Origin of the sequence: Paenibacillus sp. FSL R7-0273 (assembly GCF_000758625.1) — a bacterium.
GTDB lineage: Bacteria > Bacillota > Bacilli > Paenibacillales > Paenibacillaceae > Paenibacillus_AQ.
In genome coordinates this window covers 191,949-217,894 of sequence record NZ_CP009283.1, presented here as the reverse complement: position 1 = coordinate 217,894, position 25,946 = coordinate 191,949, and the positions used below count along the sequence as shown (strand labels likewise).

Sequence of the window (25,946 nt, the reverse complement as noted above, 5' to 3'; positions counted from 1 at the left end):
CAGGTTATTTCCTCTTTTTATTTTCGGTTGAAATTTAAGGGAAATTCAATGACCCAGTTCACTTACAGAGCAGCTCTGAAAAAAAGATCACAGGCACATATACATCCGCACAAGCCGTATCCATATCCTTGTGTACTATAGAAGTAAACAGGAAGGCGAGGTGATCCTTGATGGGAAATTCGGCAAAGGTCCGCAGGCAGGCCAAGCAGCTGAAGGGCCGCAAGGTCTGCATTACGCTGCATGACGGACGGACGTATGTGGGATGGATAACCGGTTATGAAAAAGAGGCGGTGGTCCTCTCCGTCGCACCGCGCGCCCGCCGTAAGGCGGGAAAAGCCTCCTCACCCCGGGCCCGGGCGGGCCGGGCGGAGGTGTCCGCATTTATGCCGCTGCTCGGGCCGCTGCTGGGCGGTCTGGGCGGGGCAGGCGGCGGAGCTGCAGGACTCGGCGGGCTGATGGGCGGCGGAATGGGCGGACTGCTGGGCGGAGGCTTACGCTTCTTCGGCATGGTCCGCAGGGCGATGCCGGTTATGAAGATGGGCTATGGCATGATTAAGCAGATCCGGCCGTTTATGACCGGGCTGCAGGGCTTAATGAATAAGGAATAGCCGCAGCCAGAAAAAAACGAAAAAGGCCGGCAGCAGCTCTCCTTGAACAGGAGGACCGCAGCCCGGCCTTATTCTATATCACGGCAACCTTAATCACGGCAATCTTACTTCATGTACATATTCACAAGCTCATAGCTTCTGTCCTTCGTAGTGCCTGCCAGCACGGCCACATGTTCCAGCGGCTGCATCGTGCCGCCTTCAAACTTGGCTGCAGCTGCCTCTGCTGTTTCGTCCCGGTAGGTAATCCAGTCCAGCTGTTTCTCCTTGAGATCGGCCATTTCGCTTTCAGAGAGCTGGTTTTTGAGCTCCGCATAAATTTCATTCAGCACCTTATCCCAGCGCTCGTACTCCTCATTTGCAGCCTCCCTCATGGATGCTGTTACCCCGGAATCATATTTCTCCTGCAAATCGCTGAGTCCGGCCTCCACAGCATCCAGCTTATCCAGATATTCCTGTTTGGTGCCTGAAGCTGCCGGAGTCTGCTCAGCCGCCGGGGCTGCGGTTGCTGCGGCTTCTGTCTCCTCAGGCTCCGCTGTTGGCGGAGCCGTTACTGCCGGGGCTGCGGTCTCCTGTACGGCCGGGTCTGATCCGGCCGAATTATCGGTATTCTGCCCTGCGTTATTTCCGCAGCCGGCCAGCGCCAGGCTGCATATTATCGTTGTTAACAGTATTGCTTTTTTCATGTCGCACTCATCTCCCTTGAAGAAGTAATCTGGTTGCAGATCCTAAGCGGCTATATCTTTAAGACGGAACGGGGAGCCGGATAGTTGCTTACTTCTTTATTACCCAAAAATAGTAACAGGCACCCGGCTGTAAGCCGGGTGCCTGTTACTGCGGTGCCGGAAGCGGCGCTTAGGGCCTTATCCTACACCTGTTTAAATTCAATAGCTTCCACCTGCATACCAGGCTTCACATGCTCAAGCGTCAGCTCATACAGACCTGCTTCCAGCTGCGCTTTGACCAGCTTCAGCTGGATCAGGCGGCCTTCGGTTCCGTTCGTCTGAACGGTGGTCACCGTCCGGCCGTTCAGGTTCAGGTTGCAGGCGCTCTGCGCCAGCTCAGTATCCGGGGACTTCACGCGGGCGAACAGCCGGTATACACCGGACTGCTCTACGTTCAGAAGGGCTGTGCCCTCGGCAGCCAGGGTGACCTGCCCTTGCGCAGACAGGGACTGGGCCTGTTCTGCTGCCAGCGACGGATTGGCTGTAAAGGATTCCACTGCCTCTTCGATTACCTGCTCTCTGGAGGAGACCGGCGCCTGCAGGATGAACTCCAGAATGTTGACCGCACTGCGCTGCAGCTCTCCGCGGGTCAGTGTACCGTTTGCCAGCGCCTCAATGGTATTGTCGCCGTAAGCGTTGGTTTCCGCACCGTAGTTGCTGACCACCATGTACAGGTCGTTCTGGGCGCGGACCATCCAGTTTGTATATTTGCGGTCTGCCGGGCCGCCCTCTGCACAATCGTTCATCACCGCCCACCAGTCGGTCATTACGATGCCTCTAAAGCCCCATTCTCCGCGGAGAATGGTTGTATTCAGGTCATAATTGGAGGCCGCCCAGTGCCCGTTGACCGGGTTATAGGAGGTCATGATGGAGTTGGCTCCGCCCTCTTTGACTGCAATCTCAAAGCCCTTCAAATAAATCTCGCGCAGGGCACGCTCGGATACAACCGCATCAACCTTGCTGCGGTACTTCTCCTGGTTGTTGCAGGCAAAATGCTTCAGCGTCGCACTCGACCCGCCCTTGCGGATCCCGCGGGTGCAGGCTGCGGCGAACACTCCTGAGACCAGCGGATCTTCGGAGAAGTATTCAAAGTTACGCCCGTTCAGCGGGCTGCGGCGGATGTTGAGGCCAGGTCCAAGCAGCGTGTCGATATTGTTGCGAAGCAGCTCCTGCCCCTCCATCACATACAGCTCCTCCACCAGCTCCGGATTCCAGGTTGCCGCCAGCAGCGTTCCGATTGAGACCTGTGTCGCCTTCTGCCCGCTGTCCATACGGATGCCGGATGGGCCGTCAGAGGTACAGGCCACCGGAATGCCGTAGCTGTACAGCGAATCGGTCACACCGCCGAAGGCCGATGCCGTGCCCGGTGTAACAAGCGGGCTGCTCATCCCCTCGCCTCTGACCAGGGCAGCCAGATCCTCATCGCTCAGCTGGGCAACGAACGCTGCCAGGCTGACCTTGCCCTCCTGCACATCACGCAGCTTATAGCCCTGGTCGCCGGTCTGCTCCAGACTCTGCGGCAGGTTCTGCTCAATACGCGCAGCCAGTGAAATCTTCTGCTTCGGCGCCTCCGCATAAGTCAGCTCATAGGAGCCGTCCGCCCGGCGGGCGCCCGGCACCATCCGGGTGAAGCTCTCTGAAGGCGCCAGCGCCTCCTGCAGCTGCTCCACTACCTCGAGTGCTTCCAGCACATAACCGTCTTTACCCTCCAGACTGACAGGAACAGCCTGCCGGATGCTGGTTCCTGCGTACAGGCGGTAGGTTCCCGCTTCCAGTACATACGCGGACGGATGACCTGTCACGCCGGCATCATCATAGGAAGCCATAGTCCGCAGCTCGAAGCCAAGCGCAATCGTCTCGGACTCACCCGGATACAGCACTCCGGTCTTTGCGAAGGCGGCGAGAGCCCTGGCAGGCTGGCCCAGCTTGCCCTGCGGTGCCTCGTAGTAGGCCTGTACGACTTCTTTTCCGGCATAAGTACTGCCTGTATTGGTTACCGTTACGTCGATCCATATATAGGTTTTCTCATCCTTGGTGAACAGCTTTGCGTCTTTCGGCTCTACACTAAAAGTGGTATAGGACAGCCCGTAGCCAAATTCAAACTGGACCTTTTCCGGACAAAACGTCTCAAAATACCGGTAGCCCACATAAATATCTTCCTGGTACAGGTTCTTGAATTCGTTGCCGTAGTTGACCGTAGACGGATAATCATCAATGGAATAAGCAATCGTATCGGTCAGTTTGCCGCTTGGCGTAACGTCTCCGGCCAGTACGTCGGCAATCGCATTGCCGCCCTCCATACCACCCTGCCAGGAGTAGATTACACCGGAGATCGGGTTGGCATGGCTTGCGTCGTTCAGCCAGCTCATATCAATAATATTCGATACATTCAGCACAACAACTGTCTGCTCGAAGGCTGCTGTTACCTGCGTCAGCATCGTCTTCTCGTCCCCGGTCAGCTGATAGCTTCCCGCCGCATCGGCATTGTCCTGGTCTTCGCCGGCGGTGCGTCCGATAACCACAATGGCCTTATCCGACACGCTTCTGGCCTGCTTCACCAGCTCCTCGGTCAGCGGCATCTCCTTCTGGTGCCAAGGCTCGGCTGCCCAGCCGCCCCCGCCATTATCGAACGGATTCTGCTGAATCCACTCTTCGTAGACTGCCGCCAGCTCTTCATTGACCTTAATATTCTGTTTGCTGCGCAGCCCGTCCAGCAGATTGGTCGTGTATGCCACATTCACGCTGCCGCCGGAGCCTGTGCCGCTGCGGTAGTAGTTCACCTGGGTTCTGCCAAAAACTGAAGCGGTTTCGTTATCACGGAGCGGCAGCACATTTCCTTCATTACGCAGCAGTACAGCACCCTCTGCCGCTACAATTCTGCTGAATTCAGCAAAGCCTTCTAAAGGTATTCCAATTTTATCAGTGCTCAATTTGTTTCCTCCCGGTTATCATATCCCTATTCTTTATAAACTCTATCCTTACTATAAAGAATACCCTTACAAGAATCAAAGGTTGGATTTGATTTAACCCGTATTTCTGCAAAAAAAAGCCCCCGCCCGGTCCTTTGCGGAGGCTTGTATCGTTCAAGTGTGTCTGGTCCAGCAGCTGATCCCTTTAATGATGCTGCTTCCGCCGGACGGCCCTTGCTCCTGCAGCAGCAGCGAGAGGCGGTCCCGCTCAAGCCTCAGCCGGAAGAGCTGCTCCAGATGATGAATTCCCTCCGGGATATGCCTGTTTTCATAGATAGCTTCAGCCACTGCCGCAGCCACCCGGGCGGTAATTTCCGCTTCCTTCATCCCCTGAATTACATACTCGGAGCGGACTCTGGCACCGTTCGTCAAGCCGGATGCCTCCACCTTGACGGCATAACGCTCACTCCCCCATTTGACGCGTCCGAAGGAGGCTACGGCAAGATTGCGCAGCCGCCTGCCCTTCAGCAGCCGGAGCGCCCCGAGCTTTTGCAGCAGCGCAATGCCGGCTGTGGCTGCTTTTGAGTCAAAGCAAAGTCTGGTTGATACAGTCGGGATGCCCAGTGTCCGGGCCAGCGTCTGCTGGTCCGCGAACGGAAAGCGGTATGTCCGGCGGCTGCCGAGATCAGTCCCCCAGTCTGTCTGCAGGCCATCCGTAAAGCTGTCCACCCGGGCTATCCTGCCTCCCTGCATCACCTCGAACTGTGCCGGCAGGTTGTCTACAGTCCACTCAATGGCTGCCTGTCCATGGCTGTCGCCCAGTCCCAGCAGAATACTAATATCCAGCTGCCGTACCTCGTCCATGGAGCGGGCGGCCTCGCCCGCCAGCAGGTTGGTCAGCCCAGGCGCCAGCCCGACGCTCAGTATAGCCGCCGCATCGCAGCTGCTTCCGTCAAGCTGGGCCATCTGCCGGAAGAATTCAAGATTTGCAGTAATATCGATATAATGAATACCTTCCCTGAGACAAGCCTCGGCAAAGGAGGTATCCTTCTGGTCCAGACACATCACGACTACCTTCACCCTCCGCAGCTGCTCTGCAGGAAATGTCTCAGCTGCGTCGATCCGCATGGGCTTTACCCGCCCCCCGGTGCTTTTACTGAACTGCTCCGCACGCTTGAAATTACGGCCCGCCGCATAGACGGCCTGCGGAAATTTTTCACTTAGCAGCGTACAAATCTGCCCTCCCACGTGGCCGTATCCGCCGATTACAACAATTTCTGTCCTCATCCCGTTCTGCTCCTTATGCTGGTCTATGGTAATCTGCTTCTCTGCACTGAGCTATCCGTCCTGCTGTTCCGGCTGTCTGACAGCAAGCCATCCGTTAATCAGAAAAGAGCCGAAGAACCCCGTTATATGTGTAAATCCGGCCTGCTCCAGCAGCAGCTCCATTTCTGCTGCCGGAAGCGGATGTGAGGTCTGCCCGAAGGACGCTGCAAACTGCTCCCAATCGCTTAATTCGACCCCGCTTCCCAGCATATGCAGCTTCCAGCCGGCCATCTGCAGCTCCCAGGCCTGCGAAGCAGGATCGCCATTGATCGCCGAGATGAGCAGCGGAGCGCCCGGCTTCAGCCTAGCAGCAATAGCCTGCAGCAGTGCGAGCTTATTCTCCCGTCCCTGCACAAAATGCAGCACCAGCATGCAGGTTGCCGCATCATATTGCCCGCCGCTGCTCCAGGAGCAGAGGTCGGCATGGTGCAGCTGCACCCGGTCGGCAAGTCCGGCTGCGGCAATCCGCTGCCCGGCAGCCTCCAGCATGCCGGCGGATGTATCCAGGCCGCAGAAGCTCCAGTCCGGATGCCCCGTGCCCAGCGTAACGATCTCCTGTCCGCCGCCTGCCCCGGCGACCAGCAGTGAGGGCAGCTCCTGCTGGTCCAGCATGGCTGCCAGCAGCTTATCCATCAGCGCATACTGCAGCTGGTAGCCGGGTATTTTGCGGCTGATATTGCTTATATAACGGTCTGCATCTGCCTGCTGCCATGGATTAGCTGCTTCTGCTTCGCTGGCTCTGTCTTTCATAGGATCTCCTCCGTTTGATGATCTGCCCTGATCAGCTATAATAGGAACTGGTTTTCATTATCAGGGCTGTTACCGAAACAGACCATCCCACATAGCTGGGATTTATATCGGCATTCAGGAAGAAGCATTCACATAAAGCGAAAGGGACGGACTATGAAAGAAGCATTTACCGCAGTAACGAAACTTCTGCAGACGCTCGATCAGGGACAGGAGCTGTCCTCCCTGATGTACAGGGAAGTAATGCTGACCAGGCTCAGAACGGCCCTCGTCTTTGATGCCGCCTGCTGCACAACCGTCGATCCGGTGACTCTGCTGACCACAGGAGCCGTTACCGAGCAGGGGCTGGAGAACATTCACGGCGCACTCCTCGACAATGAATACCTGCATGACGACTATAACAAGTTCACTGAGCTGGCCCGGTCTGCCGGGCCTGTCCGTTCATTACGGGAAGCCGCAGCTGGAAGGCCGGAGCGGAGCCGCCGTTACCGCGAGGTGCTGCAGCCGGCCGGCTTCGCAGATGAGCTCAGGGCTGCGCTAACGACAGGAGGCGCCTGCTGGGGCTTCCTGATTCTGTTCCGGAGAGAGGAACACGGGGCCTTTCGGCCGGAGGAGCTGCAGCTGATCAGCAGCATTGCGCCCCTGATCGCAGCCCGCCTGAAGGCCAAGGCGCTGAGCCCCGCTGCTCCTTCAGACTCCGGCGTGCAACCGGAGGAGGGCATTCTTATTCTGGATGACCGGCTGGAGCCGGTAAGCCTCAATCCGGGCGGGCGGTATTGGCTGGAGCAGCTGCAGCGCATGGAGCAGCAGTCCCGGTCGGCGCTGCCCGGTCCGGTCAGAGCGGTCTGCCTCAGAGCGCTGGGGCGGGAGGCTGAGGCGCAGCGCAGTGATGCACAAAGCGGGGAGCAGCCGGCCGCAGCCGGACTTCCTCAGGGGATGCAGCCCGCGGCCGGCAGCTCTTCGGCGGCGAAATTGTGCTTCCGCAGCACAAGCGGGCAATTTATCAGCATCACCGCCAGCAGGCTGGACGGCCCATCCGGCCTGATGCAGCTGGCTGTGTCCTTTACAGCAGCCAAGGCTGCCGATCTGCTGCCCCTGATTACTGAAGCCTACGGCTTCACGGAGCGCGAGAAGGAAATCATCAGCCAGCTGTCCATGGGGCGGTCAACCAAGGAGCTTGCACAGCTCCTGCATATCTCTGCCTACACGGTCCAGGATCATCTGAAATCCATTTTCGGCAAAGCCGGAGTCAGCAGCCGCCGGGAGCTCATCTGGCTGTTCTACTCCCGGTACCAGTAGTCTGCTGCAAGCCGTTGCCAGCGGTACAAAAAGGCGCCCAGGCAGGCCGTGTACAACGGCTGCCCGGGCGCCATTTTAGGCGGGGACGCATGGAGCCCTGCGGCTTAGAAAACATAAAAAAAGAAACCCCTCGTATGATGCGGCAGCCAGCCGGCTGTCTTTTGCCGGACCTTTAGCGGGAGAGGTTTGTTCGCTGATGATTCTTATTAAGTGCAGTCATAAAGCTTAGTCCTTGTACTGGTGTATGACAGAAATCCGCCCTGGCCCGGCTATACGTCAGCTCTTTATTTACGCCTGGTGGTTTTCATCATGCGGTTGTACATAACCAGTGCAGCAATAACCATCCCGATCATCGCAACACTGCCGGCGGATTCCTCCGACATTCCGAACAGCAGACAGACCGTAGTTACCACTGACCTTGTCACAAGTACAACAAGAATCAGCATAATCGGCCGCCAAATGTTATATTTTCTCATTCACGCAACACTCCCACTCTAATTTTGAAAAGCTTGTTCTCTCTCTGTTAGTTGCTATTATAACACAAGCAGGAATGCGGTTACATTTTACAATCCTCTCCTGTGCCAAAATCTTGACACAACCGCTGTTATTCAGGCCGGATTGCCGGATTTCAGTCCCATTTGTTCCGGATAAGGTCATGGTGTCCGTAATAATCTGGATTTTGACAGGAACACCTGTTCGGTATATACTTTTCTTTATGAGGAGTGTGTAACGATGGATATGATGGAGAAGCTAGAGATTTTGACGGAATCAGCCAAATATGATGTCGCCTGCACCTCAAGCGGCTCCAAGCGCTCCGGCCAGGCCGGAAGCCTCGGAAACGCGGTCAGCTTTGGAATCTGCCACAGCTTCGCCGCGGACGGACGCTGTATCTCGCTGCTCAAGGTGCTGATGACCAACGGCTGCATCTATGACTGTGCCTATTGCATCAACCGCAAGTCCAACCCGGTACGCCGGGCCGCCTTTACTCCGCAGGAAATTGCCGATGTTACCATGCAGTTCTACCGCCGCAATTATATAGAGGGGCTGTTCCTTAGCTCCGGCATTATGCGCAGTCCCGACTATACGACCGAGCAGCTGATTGCCGCCCTTGAGCTGCTGCGCAATGAGTATCACTTCCGCGGCTATATCCATGTAAAAGCCATCCCCGGCGCAGACGATGCCCTCCTGTCCCGGCTGGGAATGCTGGCCGACCGGATGAGTGTCAACATCGAGCTGCCCTCCCAGGAGAGCCTGCGCAAGCTGGCTCCGGACAAGAGCAAGCAGTCTATTTTGCAGCCGATGGGCCTTATTACGAATAAGATTACCGAGAACAGCACGGAACTCGTCAAATATAAGCATGCCCCGCGCTTTGCGCCGGCGGGCCAGAGCACCCAGATGATTGTCGGCGCAACGCCCGATACCGATTACCAGATTCTGAACCTTACAGAGGGTTTGTATAAGAAGTATAAGCTCAAGCGGATATTCTATTCCGCTTACACCCCGGTGGTCGAGGATTCACTGCTCCCCTCGCTGGATACCAAGCCGCCATTGCTGCGCGAGCACCGGCTGTATCAGGCCGACTGGCTGCTGCGCTTCTACGGCTTCGAGGCCAAGGAGCTGCTCGACGAAGCAGCGCCCAACTTCAACCCGCTGCTCGACCCGAAATGCAGCTGGGCCATCAACCACCGGGAGCATTTCCCGGTGGAGGTTAACCGCGCACCGTATGAGATGCTGCTGCGCGTTCCCGGCATCGGCGTAAGAAGCGCCCAGCGGATCATTAAGGCCCGCCGGGCCGGAACGCTCGATTTCCATGCGCTGAAGAAGCTCGGCGTTGTGCTCAAGCGCGCCCAGTTCTTCATTACCTGCAAAGGCCGGCCGCTGGAAGGCCTCAAGGTAGGCGAGCACACCCTGCTTCGCTCGCTGATGTCCGGACAGGAGCTGGCCAAGTTTCAGCAGCCGGAGATCGAGCAGCTCTCCTTCTTCGACGACAGCTATCTGGCTGCGTTACCGGAGGCAGGCCGGGCGGCAGCCTTCAGCTACGGAGGTTAGCCGGTATGTTTACAACAACCAGCCTGGCCTATAGCTATGACGGCAGCTTTGAGGGGCTGCTGTGCTGCGTATTCGAGAGCTACCAGTGGAAGGAAACGCCGCTGGCCATCCATTCGGAGGACAGCGGGCAAGGACTGCTGCTGGAAGCGAAATGGATTGAAACCGACAAGCTTAAGGCAGACCGCGTACTGCGTTCCATTCCGCTGAAGATCTCCCGCGAGGCGCAGGAGCTTGTCCGGCACGGCTTTTGGTCTGCCGTGCCGGACAAAGAGATGCTGCTGCTGAATTTTCTTTATCTCGGCTTTACCCACGGACCCGCGGTAATGAACATGCTGGCTGACGATACGGTCTGCGCCCTGAACAAGGCAGTCCGTCTTCTCCGGCGGGAGGGTCACCACTATCTGGGCTTCGTCCGGTTCAGCGTATACGGCCCTGTCATGGCAGCGGTCATAGAACCGCAGGGCTACATCCTGCCTGTGATTGAGGATCATTTCTGCGACCGGTTCCAGAATGAGAGCTTCATGATTTACGACCGCACCCACAGGATGGCGCTGATTCATCAGCCGGGCCGGAAGGCGATCATTCCGCTGGAGGAATGGACACCTCCGCAGCCGGATGAGACTGAAGCTGCCTACCGCAGCTTATGGCAGAGCTTCTATCACGCTATCGGCATTAAAGAGCGCAGGAACGACCGGCAGCGCGCCTCCATGATGCCAAAGCGCTACTGGAAGCACCTGCCGGAGATGACCGGCAAGCAGCCGGTGCGCGCGGCACGGCAGGAGAAGGCCCCGCGCAGGCCGCGGAGCCCGAAGCCGCGTGAGCTGCAATAAAGAGAGCCTTCCCTGACGAACGGGGAAGGCTCTCTTATTAGTTTACATCTCCTCATACTCTGCCGGATTCTGCTCCCAGAGCCGTCCGTCCGGCTTGCTCATAGCGGAGATGACCTTCATCTCAGCCTCCGACAGCTCAAAGTCAAAGATTTCAAGGTTCTCCTTCTGATGCTCCACCGAGCTGGTCCGCGGGATCGGAACCGCACCAAGCTGGATGTGCCAGCGCAGAATTGCCTGGGTTGGTGTTTTGCCGTGGGCAGCCGCAATAGCCGCAATCTCTTCATTCTTCAGCATGCTGTGGCCGCGTCCGAGCGGGCTCCATGACTCTGTTACGATACCATGCCCGGCATCCTTTGCGCGCTGCAGCTCCTGATTGAACAGCGGATGCAGCTCCACCTGGTTGATGCTCGGTGCTACGCCAGTCTCTTTTATGATACGCTCGTTATGCTCCGGCAGGAAATTGCAGACCCCGATAGAACGGACATAGCCCCGCTTCTTCGCCTCAATCATTGCCTGCCAGGCTTCCACATATTTATCTGTCTTCGGATTAGGCCAGTGGATCAGGTACAGATCGTAATAATCAAGGCCCGCTCTATATAAGGATTCCTCAATCGTCTCAAGTGCCTCTTTATAGGCATGGTGGCGCCCCGGAAGCTTCGAAGTAATCCGCAGCTCCTCCCTCGGCAGTCCGCTCTTGCGGACTGCCTGTCCGACCGCCCCTTCATTCTCATAATTAAAGGCTGAGTCAATCAGCCGGTATCCGGTCTCAATGGCCCCGGTGATCGCCTTTACTCCATCTGTGCCTTTCAGAAAGGCCGTACCAAAGCCTATAGCGGGTATTTTTAGGCCGTCGTTTAAAACCTTTTCCGAAATATGCTGGTTCACTTTGTATTACCTCCTTGACTGGGCTGGTTTAACTATAACAGCGAAATGTTGTACACCTGTTTACTATACCCTTCTTTTACCCTCTCTCCCCAAAAAAACACTCATCCAGGCCGGAATACAGAAAAAGAGCACCCCAAAAGGTACTCTTAACCGCTGCATGCCTCAGATGCTGGAACTGCTATCAACATCCTCGGCTTGTTCATTATTCGTTGGTGAGCTTCAGTACCTTCATCAGCTGGTACAGCAGGACTGCACTCTCCTGACGCTCTGTTTTCTTGCCTGTCTGGAACTGGAACGGGCTGTCCGCCTGCAGTATTCCGCTGTCCTGCGCGAGAACGTAGTATGGCTTCACCCATTCAGGCAGATTAGCAGGATACGCTGCTTGAGCAGCTTTTCCCTTAACGCTTGTTCCGCTATATTGTAAAGCATTGACCAGCATAACAACCATCTCCTGATGGCTGATTTCCTGATTTGGACGGAATGTACCGTCCGTGAAGCCGTTAATCAAGCCCGCATCAACAGCAGCATTTACCTGCACAGCATACCAGGCGCCGGACTGGACGTCCTTGAAGCTTTTGGATGCCTGCTGCTTCGGCAGTATACCCAAAGCGCGGTTAAGCATTGCGGCAAATTCAGCACGTGTGACGACTGCCTCCGCCTTAAAGCTGCCATCTCCGTAGCCGTTAATTACATTACGGTTCGCCAGGGCCAGAATACTGTCTTTATATGGACTACTGCTGCTTACATCTTTAAATTGCACTTGATTCTGAACAACCGCGTATACAGAGTTCCCTTTACGCTTCATGGTTACCTGCAGAACCCCATCCTTCCACTCCCACGTGGTAGGCACCGGAACATAGGCCTGTGTGACCGGATCATAGGTTAATCCGCTGTAAACAGCGTTTGTATCCTGGGCAACCTTAAAGCTGATACCGTGACTTACATAAGCGGAGAAAGCAGAAAGGATCTGTTCCGTACCGCCGCCTGTCAGCTTAACCTCATAGTCCACGGGATTGCCCAGCACTACAGCGGAAGATCCCTTTAACTGGTTATCCAGCTTCACCTTATACTCATTTGCCGCCTGGGCAATTGTAATGACAATTGTTCCTTCTATCCCCTTACTACTTGAAGATAGAGAATTAACTGGCAGCTGAAGCTTGCCTGACGCAGATTCCAGGATCAGCACAGCGTCCTTTGCACTGCTGTTAATACTATCCAGAACACTTGAACCAATCCGGAACTGGGCACGCTGCGTTACCGCTGTTTCATCAGCCTTGACAGTAATGACCGGATTCTTTTTAAATTCGGCATCAGTCAGAATCTTTGAAATATACGCAGAAGAGATTTCCGTCAACGAAGAACGGGTGCCGTCTGTATTCTCTTGCATTGTAGTCACGAGCTTGGCATCTACCGCAGGTGCAGCGCCAGTACCGCCGGTTGAGCCGACATTTCCAGGGCCGCCCACGTTTCCAGGGCCTCCTACGTTTCCAGGGCCTCCTACGTTTCCAGGGCCGCCGCCGTTTCCGGGTACGGTTCCTGTTCTGTCGTCAATAATAGCCGGCACAGTAACTAGGGTACCCATACTCTCAAATCTATTAACGGTCTGCCGGGTAATTAATATTTTATCTCCGGGATTGCCAATATTTCCAACAGGAACGGTAATAGTTGAGCTATTTGGAGCAACAATTCCATAACCATAGTAGCGGTACTGCTGTTCATCGTACACACGGATAATATCTCCCGGCATCAGGTTATTCACGACAACCTTATCCGATTGAATCCAGTATTTATATACACTGATGGACGATGCCGCAATATCCGGCGTTACTTTTTCCAGAAATGCTCCTGTGCTATAGAACGGAGAGACAAAATCATCATTTTCTGTAAACACACCGATTCCCAGTGCTTCATCCGGTACTGCTATATTGAGGGTAAGGCTATAATCTTTCTGTCCGCCGCTTACTACGGCTAAGGCTTCTCCTATCGGGCCTTCCACATCAACAAAGTACAAAGAATATCGTGCGCCAGGCAGTTCTTCCGCTCCTGCAGTCCACTTTACTGTGCCTTTAAATACATTGATTGCCGGATCACTGTCTGTCAGCACTATATCGGATGGGAGGTAGCCGGGTGCATCATAGAACGGTACGAGGAGATACATATCCAGCACACGGTCGCTAACAAAAAGACCGTCGCCTTTAAGAACCGGGAAGACTCCTAAGCCTACAGCTCCTGAGGGTATAGTAGTGTGGGACACCTCATAAACAGACAGGGAATCCGTTGATAAATCCACATCCTTATATGCCCATGCCAACTGCAGTTTTTTTCCATTGCTATCTACAAAATGAATATCATAACGTGTAATCTCATCCTTATTGGCAGCTGGTTTGAATGTTAAATATCCGTCAATCTGGCCGGCAGTCAAATCTTCATCTACAAATTCTCCATCAGAGGGCATTAGCGAGCCGCTTCTGATGCTCTGCATTTCATCAAGGCTGTCATACTTATACAATCTTTTGTCTGTAGACAAGAAAATGGTCTGGTCATTTCCGACATAGGCTTTGTTGATAGTCATCAATAAATCATATGTTTGTGAAAAACTGTCTCTGTCGTAAACTTTAGTTTTGCTGAATACCAGACTACCGCGTGCATAAATAATATCATCCTGATAAGTTCCATACATAATAGATGGTTTATCCAGATCATATCTGGAGTACCCGTAATAAAAACTGTTACCATCCATCAGCAACGGATAATATGAACCGAACTGTCCATTGCTTTCAAGCAAATCAAAACTCTGGCTGTTGAACTTTTCGAAGCCCATAAAACCCATTCTATAGAGAATTTCCCGATCCGGATCGAACACAAAGCTGCTATACGTAGAATTAATATTGGTCTCAACTTCGTATACAGCATCCGTGACAGAGGTGTATACAGCTGAAGTTACACTTATACCGGGGCTGTATGAACTTCCGCTATAAATAATCCGGTTATTATAATCAGGGAATACATTTATCGGGTAATGTCTGGTCGTAACCTTGGAAATATCCGTTTCCTGCGGAATACCATCTCGTAAAGAAACAACATTAATATGGTTTTCGCCTTCAAAGATGACATACAGCTTATCGTTGAACAATTTGATTTGTCTCGGTTTAGAGCCTATGAACATCGTCTTCACTACACTCAGGTCAGCTTTACTGATAACGGCCAGCTCATTGGTATCGGCAAGAATGGCATAAATATAAGCTGAGCTGTCGTTTGTAATCCAATCTGTAATAGCATTGTCACTCTGAAGCGAGTGGCCATCGGTTGTAAAAAGTGCTGACTTTTTAGGAGGAATCGAAAGATCTACTCTGGTAATTATTTTGTCCTCATAATAACTATTTGCTGTTCCGACAAGATAAGCACGGCCTTTGGAATCAAGCAGGGCAAACTTAGGTTTATTGGCAAACGGAAGCAGCTGCGTGTATGAATGCTTATCGTAAATCCCCTGAATTGTAACAACGTAGGAGTCTGTTATATACAAAACAACCGATTCAAGATGATCGTAATCATTAGCAGGCCTCGGATAGCTTCCAGTGGCTTCAAGAACATTATGTTTATTAAATTGATGTCCGCCAAAATAAACCGATTGTTCATCTATAAAAATATGTTTAAGAGCTAATGAGGGTCCACCTATTTCCATATTGTCATAAGCATCCTGACTATGTATAGCTCCTGTCTCTGCGTCCATAGCTGTTAATCCGCCATATGAGGAAATCCGGCCGGCGTATAGCACATTCTCTGACTCATCAATTGCTAGAGCCTCCGCATAATATGAGAATTCACTGGTTAATATAGCTGATTTCCCGCTAGCCTTGTCATACTTATAAATTCCATTTTCAGTGTCATAATACAGGTATTTAGAGCTGGCAGCGACTGAACTGGGAATCCCGGTTGTAATAATAGTACCCGAAACCTGTTGAGCAGAAAGGTCCACTGTCTTAATCATAGTCGCTCCGGAAAGGGCAATCTGTAGAAATTGTCCGTCCTTTGCCAGATACGAAGGTCTTGAGCCTACATTTAACGTCTTCTCAATTTTAAAATCACTGAGCCGGATAAAATAGAGATTATTCTCACTACTTGAGACGGCGTAGATATAGCCTGCCTCTTCATCCATAATCCAGTCCGTTAAGTCAGCGGGGAGTGAGAGCTCCACAGAGGATGCTGATGGCTCTGCACTGGCTTGAGGCATAATCACCCCGGTCAGATTAAATACCAAAAGCACTAACAGAAATATTACTAGACATTTTTTCCCCGTTTTCATAAATCGAGCCCCTTATTGTTGGTTTTTACCAGATTTCATCATACTATACAGTGGAAATTCTTTCTATTAAATTCTAGGAGATTAGGCCCAATTTTGATTAAATATGAACAAAAAAAGCGGCCCCGAAAGGCCGCTCCCCCACTCTACTCCAGCTTCATATAATACAAATTCGCCGTGCTATCCTTCGTAATCGTATGCGCCCCTGCCGCAAGCGGAATCGTGGCGATCCGGTTCGTGATCGGATAGCTTGTTCCGTCCACCTTAATCTGCGTTCCTTCGGCGTTGAACACCAGAGTTAACGTCGAGGCTTGGGCCGCTGTGAACTGGATGCTGGTCGAGCTCTCGATTTTCAGGCATTGGGTCAGGGTCAGGCCATTGTAAACCACCGTCCCCTTGCTGGTAGAGAGATTGCCCTGGATGTTAAAGAAGCTGCTCGTTTTTCCCGATGCCGTAAAATCGTGCACATACGCCCCTGTAACCGGAGTTGCCGTTGGCACTGGTGTCGCTGTCGGCACTGGCGTTGCTGTCGGCGCAGGCGTTGCCGTTGGCACAGGCGTTGCTGTTGGCACTGGTGTCGCTGTTGGTGCAGGTGTTGCTGTTGCCGTCGGTGTCGGTGTTGGTGTGGCACCGGAATTGCCACCTACAGAGACAAGCTGGGTAGCATAACCCCGGATCGCCGACATCAGCGCGGTATTGAGCGCATACGACGCGTCATCCACAGCATTGTTGAAGGTCCAGCTAAAGTCGCCGCCGCCCAGGCGTCCGGCCTTTGCTCTTACGTTCTGCTCAACTGCACTTACGCTGTCAACCGCAGCGGCGCTTACTCCAGTATTTACGGCCGTATCAAAGTTATTGTAGGCTGTACCGCCTTTTAAAGCCTTGAACGAGCTTGGGACGGTCTCATTCCTTGATGACACCAGGTAAGCGTCAAAAGAGGTCGCATTCGCCGCAGCTGTCCCCGTGCCGGAATTGGCATAGATCAGGCTGGCTGCACCAGACACCTGATTGTTGTATGCCTTGATCATTCCGCCGTTTTCACCGGAGAAGGTGCCTTCCCCAAGGGCATCCGTGCCCTGCAGGGAGATCATCATCGGATATTTGGCATTGCGGAAGACGTTTGATTCAACAAAAGCGGACCCTCCGCTTGTCATACCCACACCATATTTGGAGATTCCGTCAAAATAGTTATTATAAATATGAACCGACGCTACGCGGATCCGCGGATGGCGGGAATCCGAGTGGTCGAACCAGTTATGATGGAAGGTTGCAAAGAACTCCGCAGGCTCGGTCAGGCCTACCAGTGAGGATTTTCCCGAATCCCAGTAATGATTGTAGGAAATAGTGATAAACGATGAACCGTTCTTGAGGTCCGTCGAGCCGTCACCCTTGGCCTGATCTGCATCCCCGCCTGCTGCTCCATAAAAAACATCATTATTATGCACCCACACATTCGCATTGCCGCTGTCCATGGAGACGCCATCATCCGGGAACAGCATCAGCCCCAGGTTTCTGACTTCCACGTTGCCTACATACCGGAGGAGCAGTCCCCAGCCGTATGCATAAGCATCCTTGCCGATCCCTTCAATAGTGATATTCATTTCTGAATAATTATTTTTACCCTTAACCTGCAGATAGCCGCTGCTGTTCAGCTGTCCGCTCAGGTCAGCCGCTGTTACCTTTCCGATAATCCGGATCGCCAGCGGAGTCGTATCATAACCCTTTTGTCTCAGATTCAAAATCTCTCCGAGCCCAACGCCGGTCTGTACCGCACCTGAGCTGCTGGTTTTAACGGGGAGCGTAACCGTTTGGGCTGTCTGTGAAGTAACATAAAGGACCTGTGCGCCAGTTCTCAGCGTCCCGTTCGCGTTATAAGCGCCGGAACCCGTTCCAAAGGGAGAGCCTGGTGAAAAAGCAAAGCCGGACCGGTCATGCGCCGCCACATTCAGTGTACCTGTTACGCTGCTGGCTGTTCCTCCTCCTGGCAGTACAGCCTCTATCTTCATTACATAGCTCCCGGCAGCCAGCCCGACTGCATCCGCTCTCCAATAGGAGGCGTATTTGCGGATTAGCTGATTATCCAGCTGCTGATACTGCGAGTCCGCTGCGCTTGCCTGCTTCACGTATACGTTATAACCTGTTGCACCGCTTACCGGCGACCACTCCGCATAAGCTGTTTCATTCCAGCCCCCGCTTACCGTAATTGATACTCCCGCAGCATGCGCTGTAGGATTGGCCCAGTTTCCTGCAACCAAAGATAAGGCCATTGAAAATAAAAGCAGAATCCCCGTTACCCTTGTCATCCTCTTCTTCACTTCATTCCCTCCCATAAATTAGGTCCTGAAACACCCTCAGCATATCCTCGTGTAAGCGGTTACGATACAATCATTTACTCATATCGCAAGCTGCAATGCAGAATTCTGGCTTAATGATTATTTGACAGGGGGATGATCGTTTTCTTCCCCGTTTGCGGACTATGGGCGGGCGGGACCACAGCATCCCCCCACAAAGTGGAGCTTTTACATTGATGCTGACTCAGGTACTTTATTACAAAAAAAAAGCAGCCGGTTAAGGCTGCTTTTGACTCTTTTATCAATAGCTCCGCGAGTATTCCGCTTTCTCTTTTAAATGAACAATATCATGGCCCGTCGGATTCTGGAATACCCGCAGCCCGAAGGTAGGGATAACTGCAAAAATATGATCAAAAATATCCGCCTGCACCGACTCATACACTCCCCAGGTGGTATCATTGCTGAATGCGTAGATCTCCAGGGGCAGCCCGTTATCTCCCGGGGCCAGCTGGCGGACGAGCAGGGTCATATCCTTATGAATTTTCGGATGATTCCGCAGGTATTCCTGGACATAAGCCCTGAATACGCCGATGTTCGTGAGCTGCCGCCCGTTCACCTTGCTCTCCATATTGACCTGATGCTCGATATTATAATCATGAATCTCACTTATTTTCGCCGTTACATAATCATTTAAATAGTGAATCTTCTGAAACTCCTCAATCATTTCCCTGGTGCAAAAGCACACACTGCTCGTATCAATATACACGCTCCGCTTAATTCGTCTGCCGCCGGACACCTGCATGCCTCTCCAGTTTCTGAAGGAGTCCGAAATAAGCGCGTAGCTGGGAATCATCGTAATCGTTTTATCGAAATTCATAACCTTCACGGTGTTCAGGGTAATGTCGATGACCTCACCGTCCGCATTATACTTGGGCATTTCAATCCAGTCGCCCACCCGTACCATATCATTGGAGGAGAGCTGAACACCCGCAACCAGGCCCAGTATGGAATCTTTGAAAATCAGCATCAGCACCGCAGATAAAGCTCCCAGCCCGCTGAGAATGATTAAGGGATTCTGCCCGATCAGATTGGAAATCACCACTATGGCGCCAATGATGAACAGAATGATTTTGGCAACCTGAATGTAGCCCTTAATGGGTCTGATCTTCGAGACATCAAAGGTACGGTAAATCGAATCAACCGCATCCAGCAGCGCATTCAGCACCGTGATCGTTACGATAATCATATAGGTCATTGCCGCTTTTTCAATCAAGGACTGATATAACGGAAAAATAGAAGCCGAGAAGTAGATAATGAAGGCCGGAGCCAGATGGGACAGCTTGTGGAACACCTTTTTCTCCAGAATAATGTTATCCCACGTATACCGGTTGTTATTGATGATATGAATGATGACCCGCAGCACAATCTTTTTGACTACAAAATTAGCCAATACACAGAGCAGCGCTATAAAAACGATCATGATTATACCCGAAAGATAATCCAGCATCACCCCGCCCACACCAAACTCCGCCAGCTGATTTTTAATAAAATGCATAGCTTCCTCCTGTCTTCAAGCACTGGCCTATCATTATAAAGGAGTATGCGGGGTTACGCAAAATTAGGGTATTTAACTTTCGGATTTGTATAAGGTAAAAACATGCGTCCCGAGCCGCCACATTGCCATGCTGGCTGATTGGGTTTCCTTGAAGCTAAATACAAGAGTGCTGCCCTTCATTTCTACAGTGCCTTCCCCGCTGTTCCCCCAGCCGTCATCTGTATAGGAGAAGCTTCCCTTGCCGTTCTTGATTCTTATTTTAATTTCAACATCTGCTATGCGATTGGACGGAGCAGCACTAACGGCAAAAAAATGGCCGGTCAGCACATTATTATCGAAGCTCTTGAGTTTAAAATAAACGGCACCCTCTGTTAACAGCTGCTCTTTGGGCTTATTAAGATCTTCCTTTTCCACCCACAGCCCTGCAGTGAGTTTTACCGCATCCGCGCCTGAAGCCACCTTGATTACTGCATATGTACTTTTTCCGCCGGAGCTGGCATATATAACGGCCTTTCCCGGACTGACAGCCGTTACAAGACCGCTCATATTTACTGTTGCTACCTTAGTGTTGGCCGAGGAGTATCCAATCTTTACATTGCTGTCTTGTGGTAAGGTGACTACGGCGGGTTTTAACTGATAGGTTTGTTTTGGCTTTAATGCTTGCGGCGGACCAGCGACTGATATTGAGATTACTTCTGCAGCCTGCTCCGCATTGATTACGGGAGTTGTATTGGAAACCGGGATTACGAAAAGCAAAGCTAAGACAGTTGCCAGCAGAAGCTTTTTACTGAATTTCATTGTAAAACCCCTCTCCGTTCTAAATTGCATTTGCCCCTCATCCATCTGAGAAACCGGAATGCAACTCCACTATAGGTGTAACGTCCACTGTATTTCTGCGAATGTAATCACAGCTATGATGTCCCGGTAACAGATTCACTCTGAATAAGCACAAAGAGGAAGCAACCGCAAAGCGGTGCTCCCTCTTGTGTGTTGTTATAGCATTATTTTACGTAACACCAGCGATATCAATCTAAAATAGCCGGTTACAGCTCCAGACCCAGATCAAGCACAGTATTCAGCATACGCATGATAATCGTTACCGACTGATCACGGGTAGCTGTGTCGTCCGGTGCAAACTTACCGTTACCCATACCGGATATGATACCTGCTCTGCTAAGCTGCCCGATGCTGTCCGCAGCCCAATGATTGCTAAGATCGGAAAACCCCGCTGCATTGGCAGGAGCGCTCATGTCGAGCACACGGGCCAGGATTGCAGCCATCTCGGCGCGGGTGATCTCCTGATTAGGATTGAACCTGCCGTTGCCGGCACCGTTCACGACACCTGCACGATGCAGTGCACTGATATAGGCATCCGCCCAGTGGCCATTAGTATCGGAGAAGGAGCCGGTCCCTCCTGTCGTATCAATGCCCAACGTACGGACAATCATCGCAGTGAATTCAGCTCTTGTAACCTGGTCAGAACCGCTGAAAGCACCATTAGCCTTACCTTCGACAATACGAAGCTGTGAAGCAGCCTGGATTGCCTTTGCAGCCCAGTGCGACTGCGGAACGTCAGAGAAGCTGATTGGCTGGTTTGCCTGCAGTGCCTGCTGCAGCTTAGCCTTAGTCTGCTCTGCGTTTACAATGGAACTCTTTAGTATTGGCTTCTCCGGTGTTGGCGTCTGTACCGGAGTATCTGTATCCGTTCCAGTGCCAGGACCTGCTGTAGGTACCGGAGTTGGCGTTGGTGCTACTGGATTCGGTGCCGGATTAGGTGCAGGATTTGGACCTGAATTCTGTCCCGGATTCAAAGTGTAGTAGATATTAGACACCGGAAGCTGCATATTTTGAACCTCATCACGAATGTCTTCACCCAGATAAAAGCTCAAATGCGCCGGCTGGTTGTACATAGCGTTCTGCGAATTCGCCGCCAGACGATACTGCGGATCATGCATCAGCGTGTAAATCACATTGTCTGTCGGAATGTCCGTTGTGTAGATTCTCAGCGCATTATTGTCACTGGTGCGCACAAGAACCTCATCACGCCAGTCGCCGAAAATGTCGGCAATCAGACTTGGATTGGCCTTGGTTCCATTATTGGAATAGGTTCCGGTCAAGGTCTGAAGCGTTGTAAGCCCACTTTGCTCCGTTGCCGCATCATAATTAAATTTTGTGATTGATGGAGCGGCTGTGGAGTTGTAATTATCAGGACCGTCAAAGAATTCACTCAGAAGGTCACCGTCCCAATACAGGATGAAGTTGACAGGCGCCTTGTTGGAAACACCGATCCCGCCTACATCAGATGTAATAACCTCGCCGCTTACAATATTGTACATAGGCGTCCCTATAGCCCATACCTCGAAGCCCGGCAAAGGCGTTACATTTGCGGCAACACCGCGTCCAACATCGCCCAGGTTTGCCGAATACGTCCACACAGCCTCTCCTGTGGAGCCGCGGACCAGGGTTACATTGTTTGGCGGACTGGCTTCATGCGGCTGGAAGACATAAATTTCGTTGCTGTCAGGCACCATTGCGGCTACATGCAGCGCGTCACCATGGCCTCCGGCTACTGTGCCTCTCGTTCCATTGGTGCTCCACAAGATTGTTCCGTCCTGGTCGATTGTGATGCCGCCAAGCACAACCTCGTTATACCCGTCAAAATCCACATCGGCAACCTTTACATTGTGATTGCCCTGATTATTGCCGGCATTCCAGTCAGCCAGCGTAAAGGTCCAAATTTCTGTGATCTTACCGTCAATAAACTGGTAGGCAGCTACATATTGCGGGCCGTAGTGGGCACGCACCTCAATAACCGTAGGGTAAGGCTCCGCACCATATTCGCCATTCTTCGGCATATAGGCAACAGCCCCGTTGAAGCGGTCACTGCGGTTATTGTTGTTATCGCCCCAGTTAGAGCTGATGCTGTAGGGTGCAAAATAATCAACGGTATCCACAGGTCTGCCTGTTTCGCCGTTAAATACCGTAAAGGTTTCCGGACCGGATGCAACTCTGCCAAGTGCCGTATTGTTGACCTCGTCATTGTTTGCCGGGTTCTTCAGACCGCCTACCCATACTGCTTCCGGATCGCCCAGTACCCAGGCAGGTGTGTCAGCCAGATCATCAATGGTGCCATCTGCTTTTGGAAGGTATCCTCTCGTTCCGTCGGCTGTCTTGACCGAAAATTCCGCTTTTCCGTTCTGATCCAGATCATAGAAGTTAAACGCGCTGTGATGGGCGCTGGACACAATATTGATACCCAGATTGATTCTCCACAGCAGTTTTCCCTCTAGGGTATAGGCATCAAAAATCGTCTCGCCTGTGTGCCTGTTAGGAAGTCCCGGGTCTTGGGCCTGGGATGGAGACCATTTTACAAGAATCTCATACTGCCCGTCACCGTTAACATCAGCGACAGATGTGTCGTTAGCTGTGTAGGTAATGGGTTCAGCATTAGAGGTAGCACCGTAAGCAATCGCCGGGTTAGGACGATCTGCCGGTCTCTGCAGCGGGATATCAATGTAATTATTGGCCCATGCCGTTGCAGGCTTGCTCACCGCTCCAGTGCTTATTGTCTGTACCTCGTATTTGTCTCCGGTTTTGCCGTCAGCATCCACATAATCCAGCACAGTAACCGGTGAAGTGTTGATCTTATCGCCGTTTCTGAACACGTTAAAGGTTAGGCCTTTGTTATACTCTGAGGATAGCAGACGCCAAGTTACCAGCACGCCTTCGCCGCTGTTTACGGGAACCGCTACTACTCCTCTATCCAGCCATTCCATTGAGACCGGACCTGAGGTGATTGTTTCCTTATGACGGTTCTCAATGTACAGCTTCGCCTTTAATCCCATTCTGTTAACTGCTACATCCGGGACACTCGTAAGCGTTCCAGAGTAGGAAAATACACCCTGCTTATCAGCTTTATAAACCAGCTCTGCAGCAGGTGCAGACCATGGGGCTTCTGTTAATGCCCAAGTTACGCCTACCTCGGCAGTAGTGCCGTCCGCCAGCTTAACCTCAACCGTTGCGGGAAGGTCCAGCCCGGACTCGTCAGCTACATCTCCGATGTATACCGTCTTGAACCAGCTCTGCAGGGTATTGCCATCTGCCGTTTCAGGGCGTTCCGGCAGGAATTCATACGGAAGCACTTCAACTATCGTGTCGGCCGAAAGCTGCTTGGTAAAGAAGTACAGATTATCTACGCCATTATCCACTACACCGACGTTATTTCCGCCTGCACGCTCACCAGTAAGAACAAACGAGCTGATCTGGCTGCCTTCAAAAGGAACCGTCAGCACCGACGGCACTGCTTCGGCTGTATCTCGCGGAACAAGGGATACCGTAGCGAGCATTGTATCAAAATCAAACTCTACGCCTACTGTGTACCATGTATTCACTTCGTTGTACGCAAACGCATGGTAACGGTCACTGCTCCAGAAGTTAGCAGGATTTGGTCCGGTCGGGCCCGGCAGGCTTCCTGCAAAAGCGCCTATTGTTCTTTCCCCGTCATAGGTACCTGTTCTTAAGCTAAGCAGAACGTTAGTCCCATCCTGGAAGCTGAGGTTAAAGGTATTTTGCTGGGTAGTAACCGCCGGAACCTTCCAGTCTAAATGAACAAAGATTTTGCTGCCGGAAACAGCTTTGGGCAAGTCTCCCTTGCCGCCGCGGTTGCCTGAGCCGGACGCATCAAATCTGAAATAATTATTAACCTGAGGCGTGTCTTCTCTGGCAATCGTGTGATAGTTGCCGCCGGCAAATATCCACAGCGGAGCTGCCCCGCCGCCGGCAAAATTGCTCCCGAACTCCTGTGTATATCCTTCCGCTAACAGGGCGGAAAAGTCCGGTGCAGGTTCAGTTACAGAAGGAACATATTTTACTTTGATTGGCACGCTGTTCTTAATTGAACTGTCCATATTGGATACAGCCGTAAGGGTGGCCTCGCCTGCACCGACCCCGGTTACCGTTACGCTTTTATCCGGGTTTACAGCTATCGTTGCAATCTTCTCGTCGCTGATCGACCAAGTAAACGTCCGGTCGGTCGCATTAATAGGCATTACAACTGCACTAAAGGTGGCTGAATGCTTATCTGCAAGCGAACCTTCACCGTACTCCAGATTCGCAGCGGAGGCTGGAGATAGGGTTAACTCACCCGGGTTAATGACCGGTTTCACTCCGCCGGTTGCTGCAGCCTTGAAGAGGATATTATCCACACGCATACCATAGGTGCTCTCATCCCAGTCCACACCTGCAGCCGCATTAAATCTTGCCCAGTTCTGTCCGCTTGCCCGGCTTGCACCGATGCTCAGGCTGGTCAGCTCATCAGAGCCTATAGCTATTGGCTGCGGCGTGGTATATACCCTCGCTCCGCCGTCGGTAACGCTGATTGACGCTACCTGAGCCAGAAGATCAACGTTCAGGGTTGCCGAGAGCTTAGTCAGACGCGGCACGCCCGTTAGCGCCGGAATAACTGGTCCTGTTGCCGGAGCATTAGCCGTAGTCATGTTACCTGCGTAATAAGATATATTTGCCGGTGAGTCTGCATTGGTTCCGCCTCCGGCAGTCCGCAGTGTTACAACCTGCTCCGTACCGTTATTCAGGCGCACATCAAGCGAGTTGGCACTTGGGCGGGTAATATCAACCCACCAGTCAAAGGAGACTTCAACCTGATCTTTGCCGGTAAGGTCATACTCACCGCTATTTAAGGGAAGCGTCCACCAGTAGCTTGCTTGTTTGGCTTCATTTGAATCTGTATCGGATGGAGGCTGAACGCGGAGTACTTTATTGGATTCATATACAGCTACTGTAACAGACCCGGAGCCAGTGGCTGCCGGAGCACCGGTTACTATACCTGCCAGCTCGCCGTCTTCGAAATCCAATATACTGCCTACCTGAGTCAAAGCCGCAGATGCAGATGGGGTACCACCGTCATCAGGTGCACCTAAAGCCACCTGGGGCATAAGCATAAATGCCATAGTAACTGTGAGGACTGCAGACATGTACTTTTTAAGCTTTCTCTTCAATTATTTCACTCCTCGTTGTAAATTCTTGAAGTTGCCATTCCTGCCGTAAAAAGCTTACTCTCCGGATCTCCACGCTTAAGCGCTTTCAATATTTTTTTAAAAATAAAGCGCTTTCTATAATCAGTTCACCTCGCTTCTATAGGAGCCTACCAAACCGGATATAGCTGTTTTTGCATTCCAAAGATATGTCAGATTGTAAGCCACCGCTGATTCCGCTGTAAATCATGGCTACTGATTTTTATTATCATTTTTGATCATCTGTCAAAAGTGAAGGTTAAAAGCACACTGTAATCAATTTTAACGAATATTTAAGACATTCCTCTGGAGTGACCCGTAATTAACTCACTGGAATACATTACACTTCTGCATTATTTTGAGGGATTGGACTTTTTAGAACGTTTACTACTATCT

Annotated in this window: 15 protein-coding genes; 4 read left to right on the top strand and 11 right to left on the bottom strand. The window is 52.1% G+C overall.

The genetic code is table 11. The features are described 5' to 3' along the window. Positions 1-170 precede the first annotated feature (170 nt). On the top strand, positions 171-608 hold the full coding sequence (locus tag R70723_RS01050) for a hypothetical protein (RefSeq protein ID WP_039869099.1): 438 nt from the start codon (positions 171-173) through the stop codon (positions 606-608). A 104-nt stretch (positions 609-712) separates the two neighbouring features. Here R70723_RS01050 and R70723_RS31365 read toward each other — a convergent pair whose 3' ends face one another. From R70723_RS31365 to R70723_RS01030, 4 genes are all read right to left on the bottom strand, one after another. After that, entirely contained in the window at positions 713-1,291 is a 579-nt protein-coding gene (locus R70723_RS31365; protein WP_052421137.1) for a lysozyme inhibitor LprI family protein, read from the bottom strand. A gap of 182 nt (positions 1,292-1,473) precedes the next feature. Next, positions 1,474-4,260, bottom strand: coding sequence for a glycoside hydrolase family 3 protein (locus R70723_RS01040; protein WP_039869098.1), 2,787 nt, complete (start codon positions 4,258-4,260; stop codon positions 1,474-1,476). Between the two features lie 153 nt (positions 4,261-4,413). Then, positions 4,414-5,526 (bottom strand): saccharopine dehydrogenase family protein, encoded by a 1,113-nt coding sequence (locus tag R70723_RS01035; RefSeq protein ID WP_039869097.1) that lies wholly within the window; start codon positions 5,524-5,526, stop codon positions 4,414-4,416. Positions 5,527-5,577: 51 nt separating this feature from the next. After that, the gene (locus R70723_RS01030; protein ID WP_047170989.1) at positions 5,578-6,315 is read right to left on the bottom strand and encodes an SAM-dependent methyltransferase; all 738 of its coding nucleotides are present in this window, start codon (positions 6,313-6,315) and stop codon (positions 5,578-5,580) included. A gap of 153 nt (positions 6,316-6,468) precedes the next feature. On the opposite strand from R70723_RS01030, the gene R70723_RS01025 reads away from it, so the two are divergent. Continuing rightward, the gene (locus R70723_RS01025; RefSeq protein ID WP_039869096.1) at positions 6,469-7,611 is read left to right on the top strand and encodes a LuxR C-terminal-related transcriptional regulator; all 1,143 of its coding nucleotides are present in this window, start codon (positions 6,469-6,471) and stop codon (positions 7,609-7,611) included. A gap of 284 nt (positions 7,612-7,895) precedes the next feature. Here the strand turns inward: R70723_RS01025 and R70723_RS01020 are convergent, their stop codons facing one another. Beyond that, entirely contained in the window at positions 7,896-8,087 is a 192-nt protein-coding gene (locus R70723_RS01020; RefSeq protein WP_039869095.1) for a hypothetical protein, read from the bottom strand. A gap of 256 nt (positions 8,088-8,343) precedes the next feature. Between R70723_RS01020 and R70723_RS01015 the strand changes: the two genes are divergently transcribed. After that, positions 8,344-9,660: a putative DNA modification/repair radical SAM protein gene (locus tag R70723_RS01015; protein WP_039869094.1), complete on the top strand. Its 1,317-nt coding sequence runs from the start codon at positions 8,344-8,346 to the stop codon at positions 9,658-9,660. 5 nt (positions 9,661-9,665) lie between these two features. Next, a complete protein-coding gene (locus R70723_RS01010; protein WP_039869093.1) occupies positions 9,666-10,490 on the top strand; it encodes a TIGR03915 family putative DNA repair protein in 825 nt (274 codons plus the stop codon). A gap of 42 nt (positions 10,491-10,532) precedes the next feature. Here R70723_RS01010 and R70723_RS01005 read toward each other — a convergent pair whose 3' ends face one another. The 6 genes from R70723_RS01005 to R70723_RS31765 all read right to left on the bottom strand — a co-directional run bounded on the left by R70723_RS01005 (position 10,533) and on the right by R70723_RS31765 (position 25,535). Beyond that, positions 10,533-11,375 carry an aldo/keto reductase gene (locus tag R70723_RS01005; protein WP_039869092.1) on the bottom strand — a complete coding sequence of 281 codons (843 nt, stop codon included), beginning with the start codon at positions 11,373-11,375 and terminating at the stop codon, positions 10,533-10,535. A 202-nt stretch (positions 11,376-11,577) separates the two neighbouring features. Continuing rightward, entirely contained in the window at positions 11,578-15,678 is a 4,101-nt protein-coding gene (locus R70723_RS01000) for an S-layer homology domain-containing protein (protein WP_039869091.1), read from the bottom strand. A gap of 143 nt (positions 15,679-15,821) precedes the next feature. Continuing rightward, positions 15,822-17,990 (bottom strand): pectate lyase family protein, encoded by a 2,169-nt coding sequence (locus tag R70723_RS00995; protein ID WP_039869090.1) that lies wholly within the window; start codon positions 17,988-17,990, stop codon positions 15,822-15,824. A 277-nt stretch (positions 17,991-18,267) separates the two neighbouring features. After that, positions 18,268-19,521 (bottom strand): mechanosensitive ion channel family protein, encoded by a 1,254-nt coding sequence (locus R70723_RS00990; RefSeq protein WP_039869089.1) that lies wholly within the window; start codon positions 19,519-19,521, stop codon positions 18,268-18,270. 72 nt (positions 19,522-19,593) lie between these two features. After that, positions 19,594-20,364, bottom strand: a complete 771-nt coding sequence (locus tag R70723_RS00985) for an Ig-like domain-containing protein (RefSeq protein WP_144027154.1) — start codon at positions 20,362-20,364, stop codon at positions 19,594-19,596. A gap of 200 nt (positions 20,365-20,564) precedes the next feature. Next, positions 20,565-25,535, bottom strand: coding sequence for a rhamnogalacturonan lyase family protein (locus tag R70723_RS31765; protein ID WP_052421136.1), 4,971 nt, complete (start codon positions 25,533-25,535; stop codon positions 20,565-20,567). Positions 25,536-25,946 lie beyond the last annotated feature (411 nt).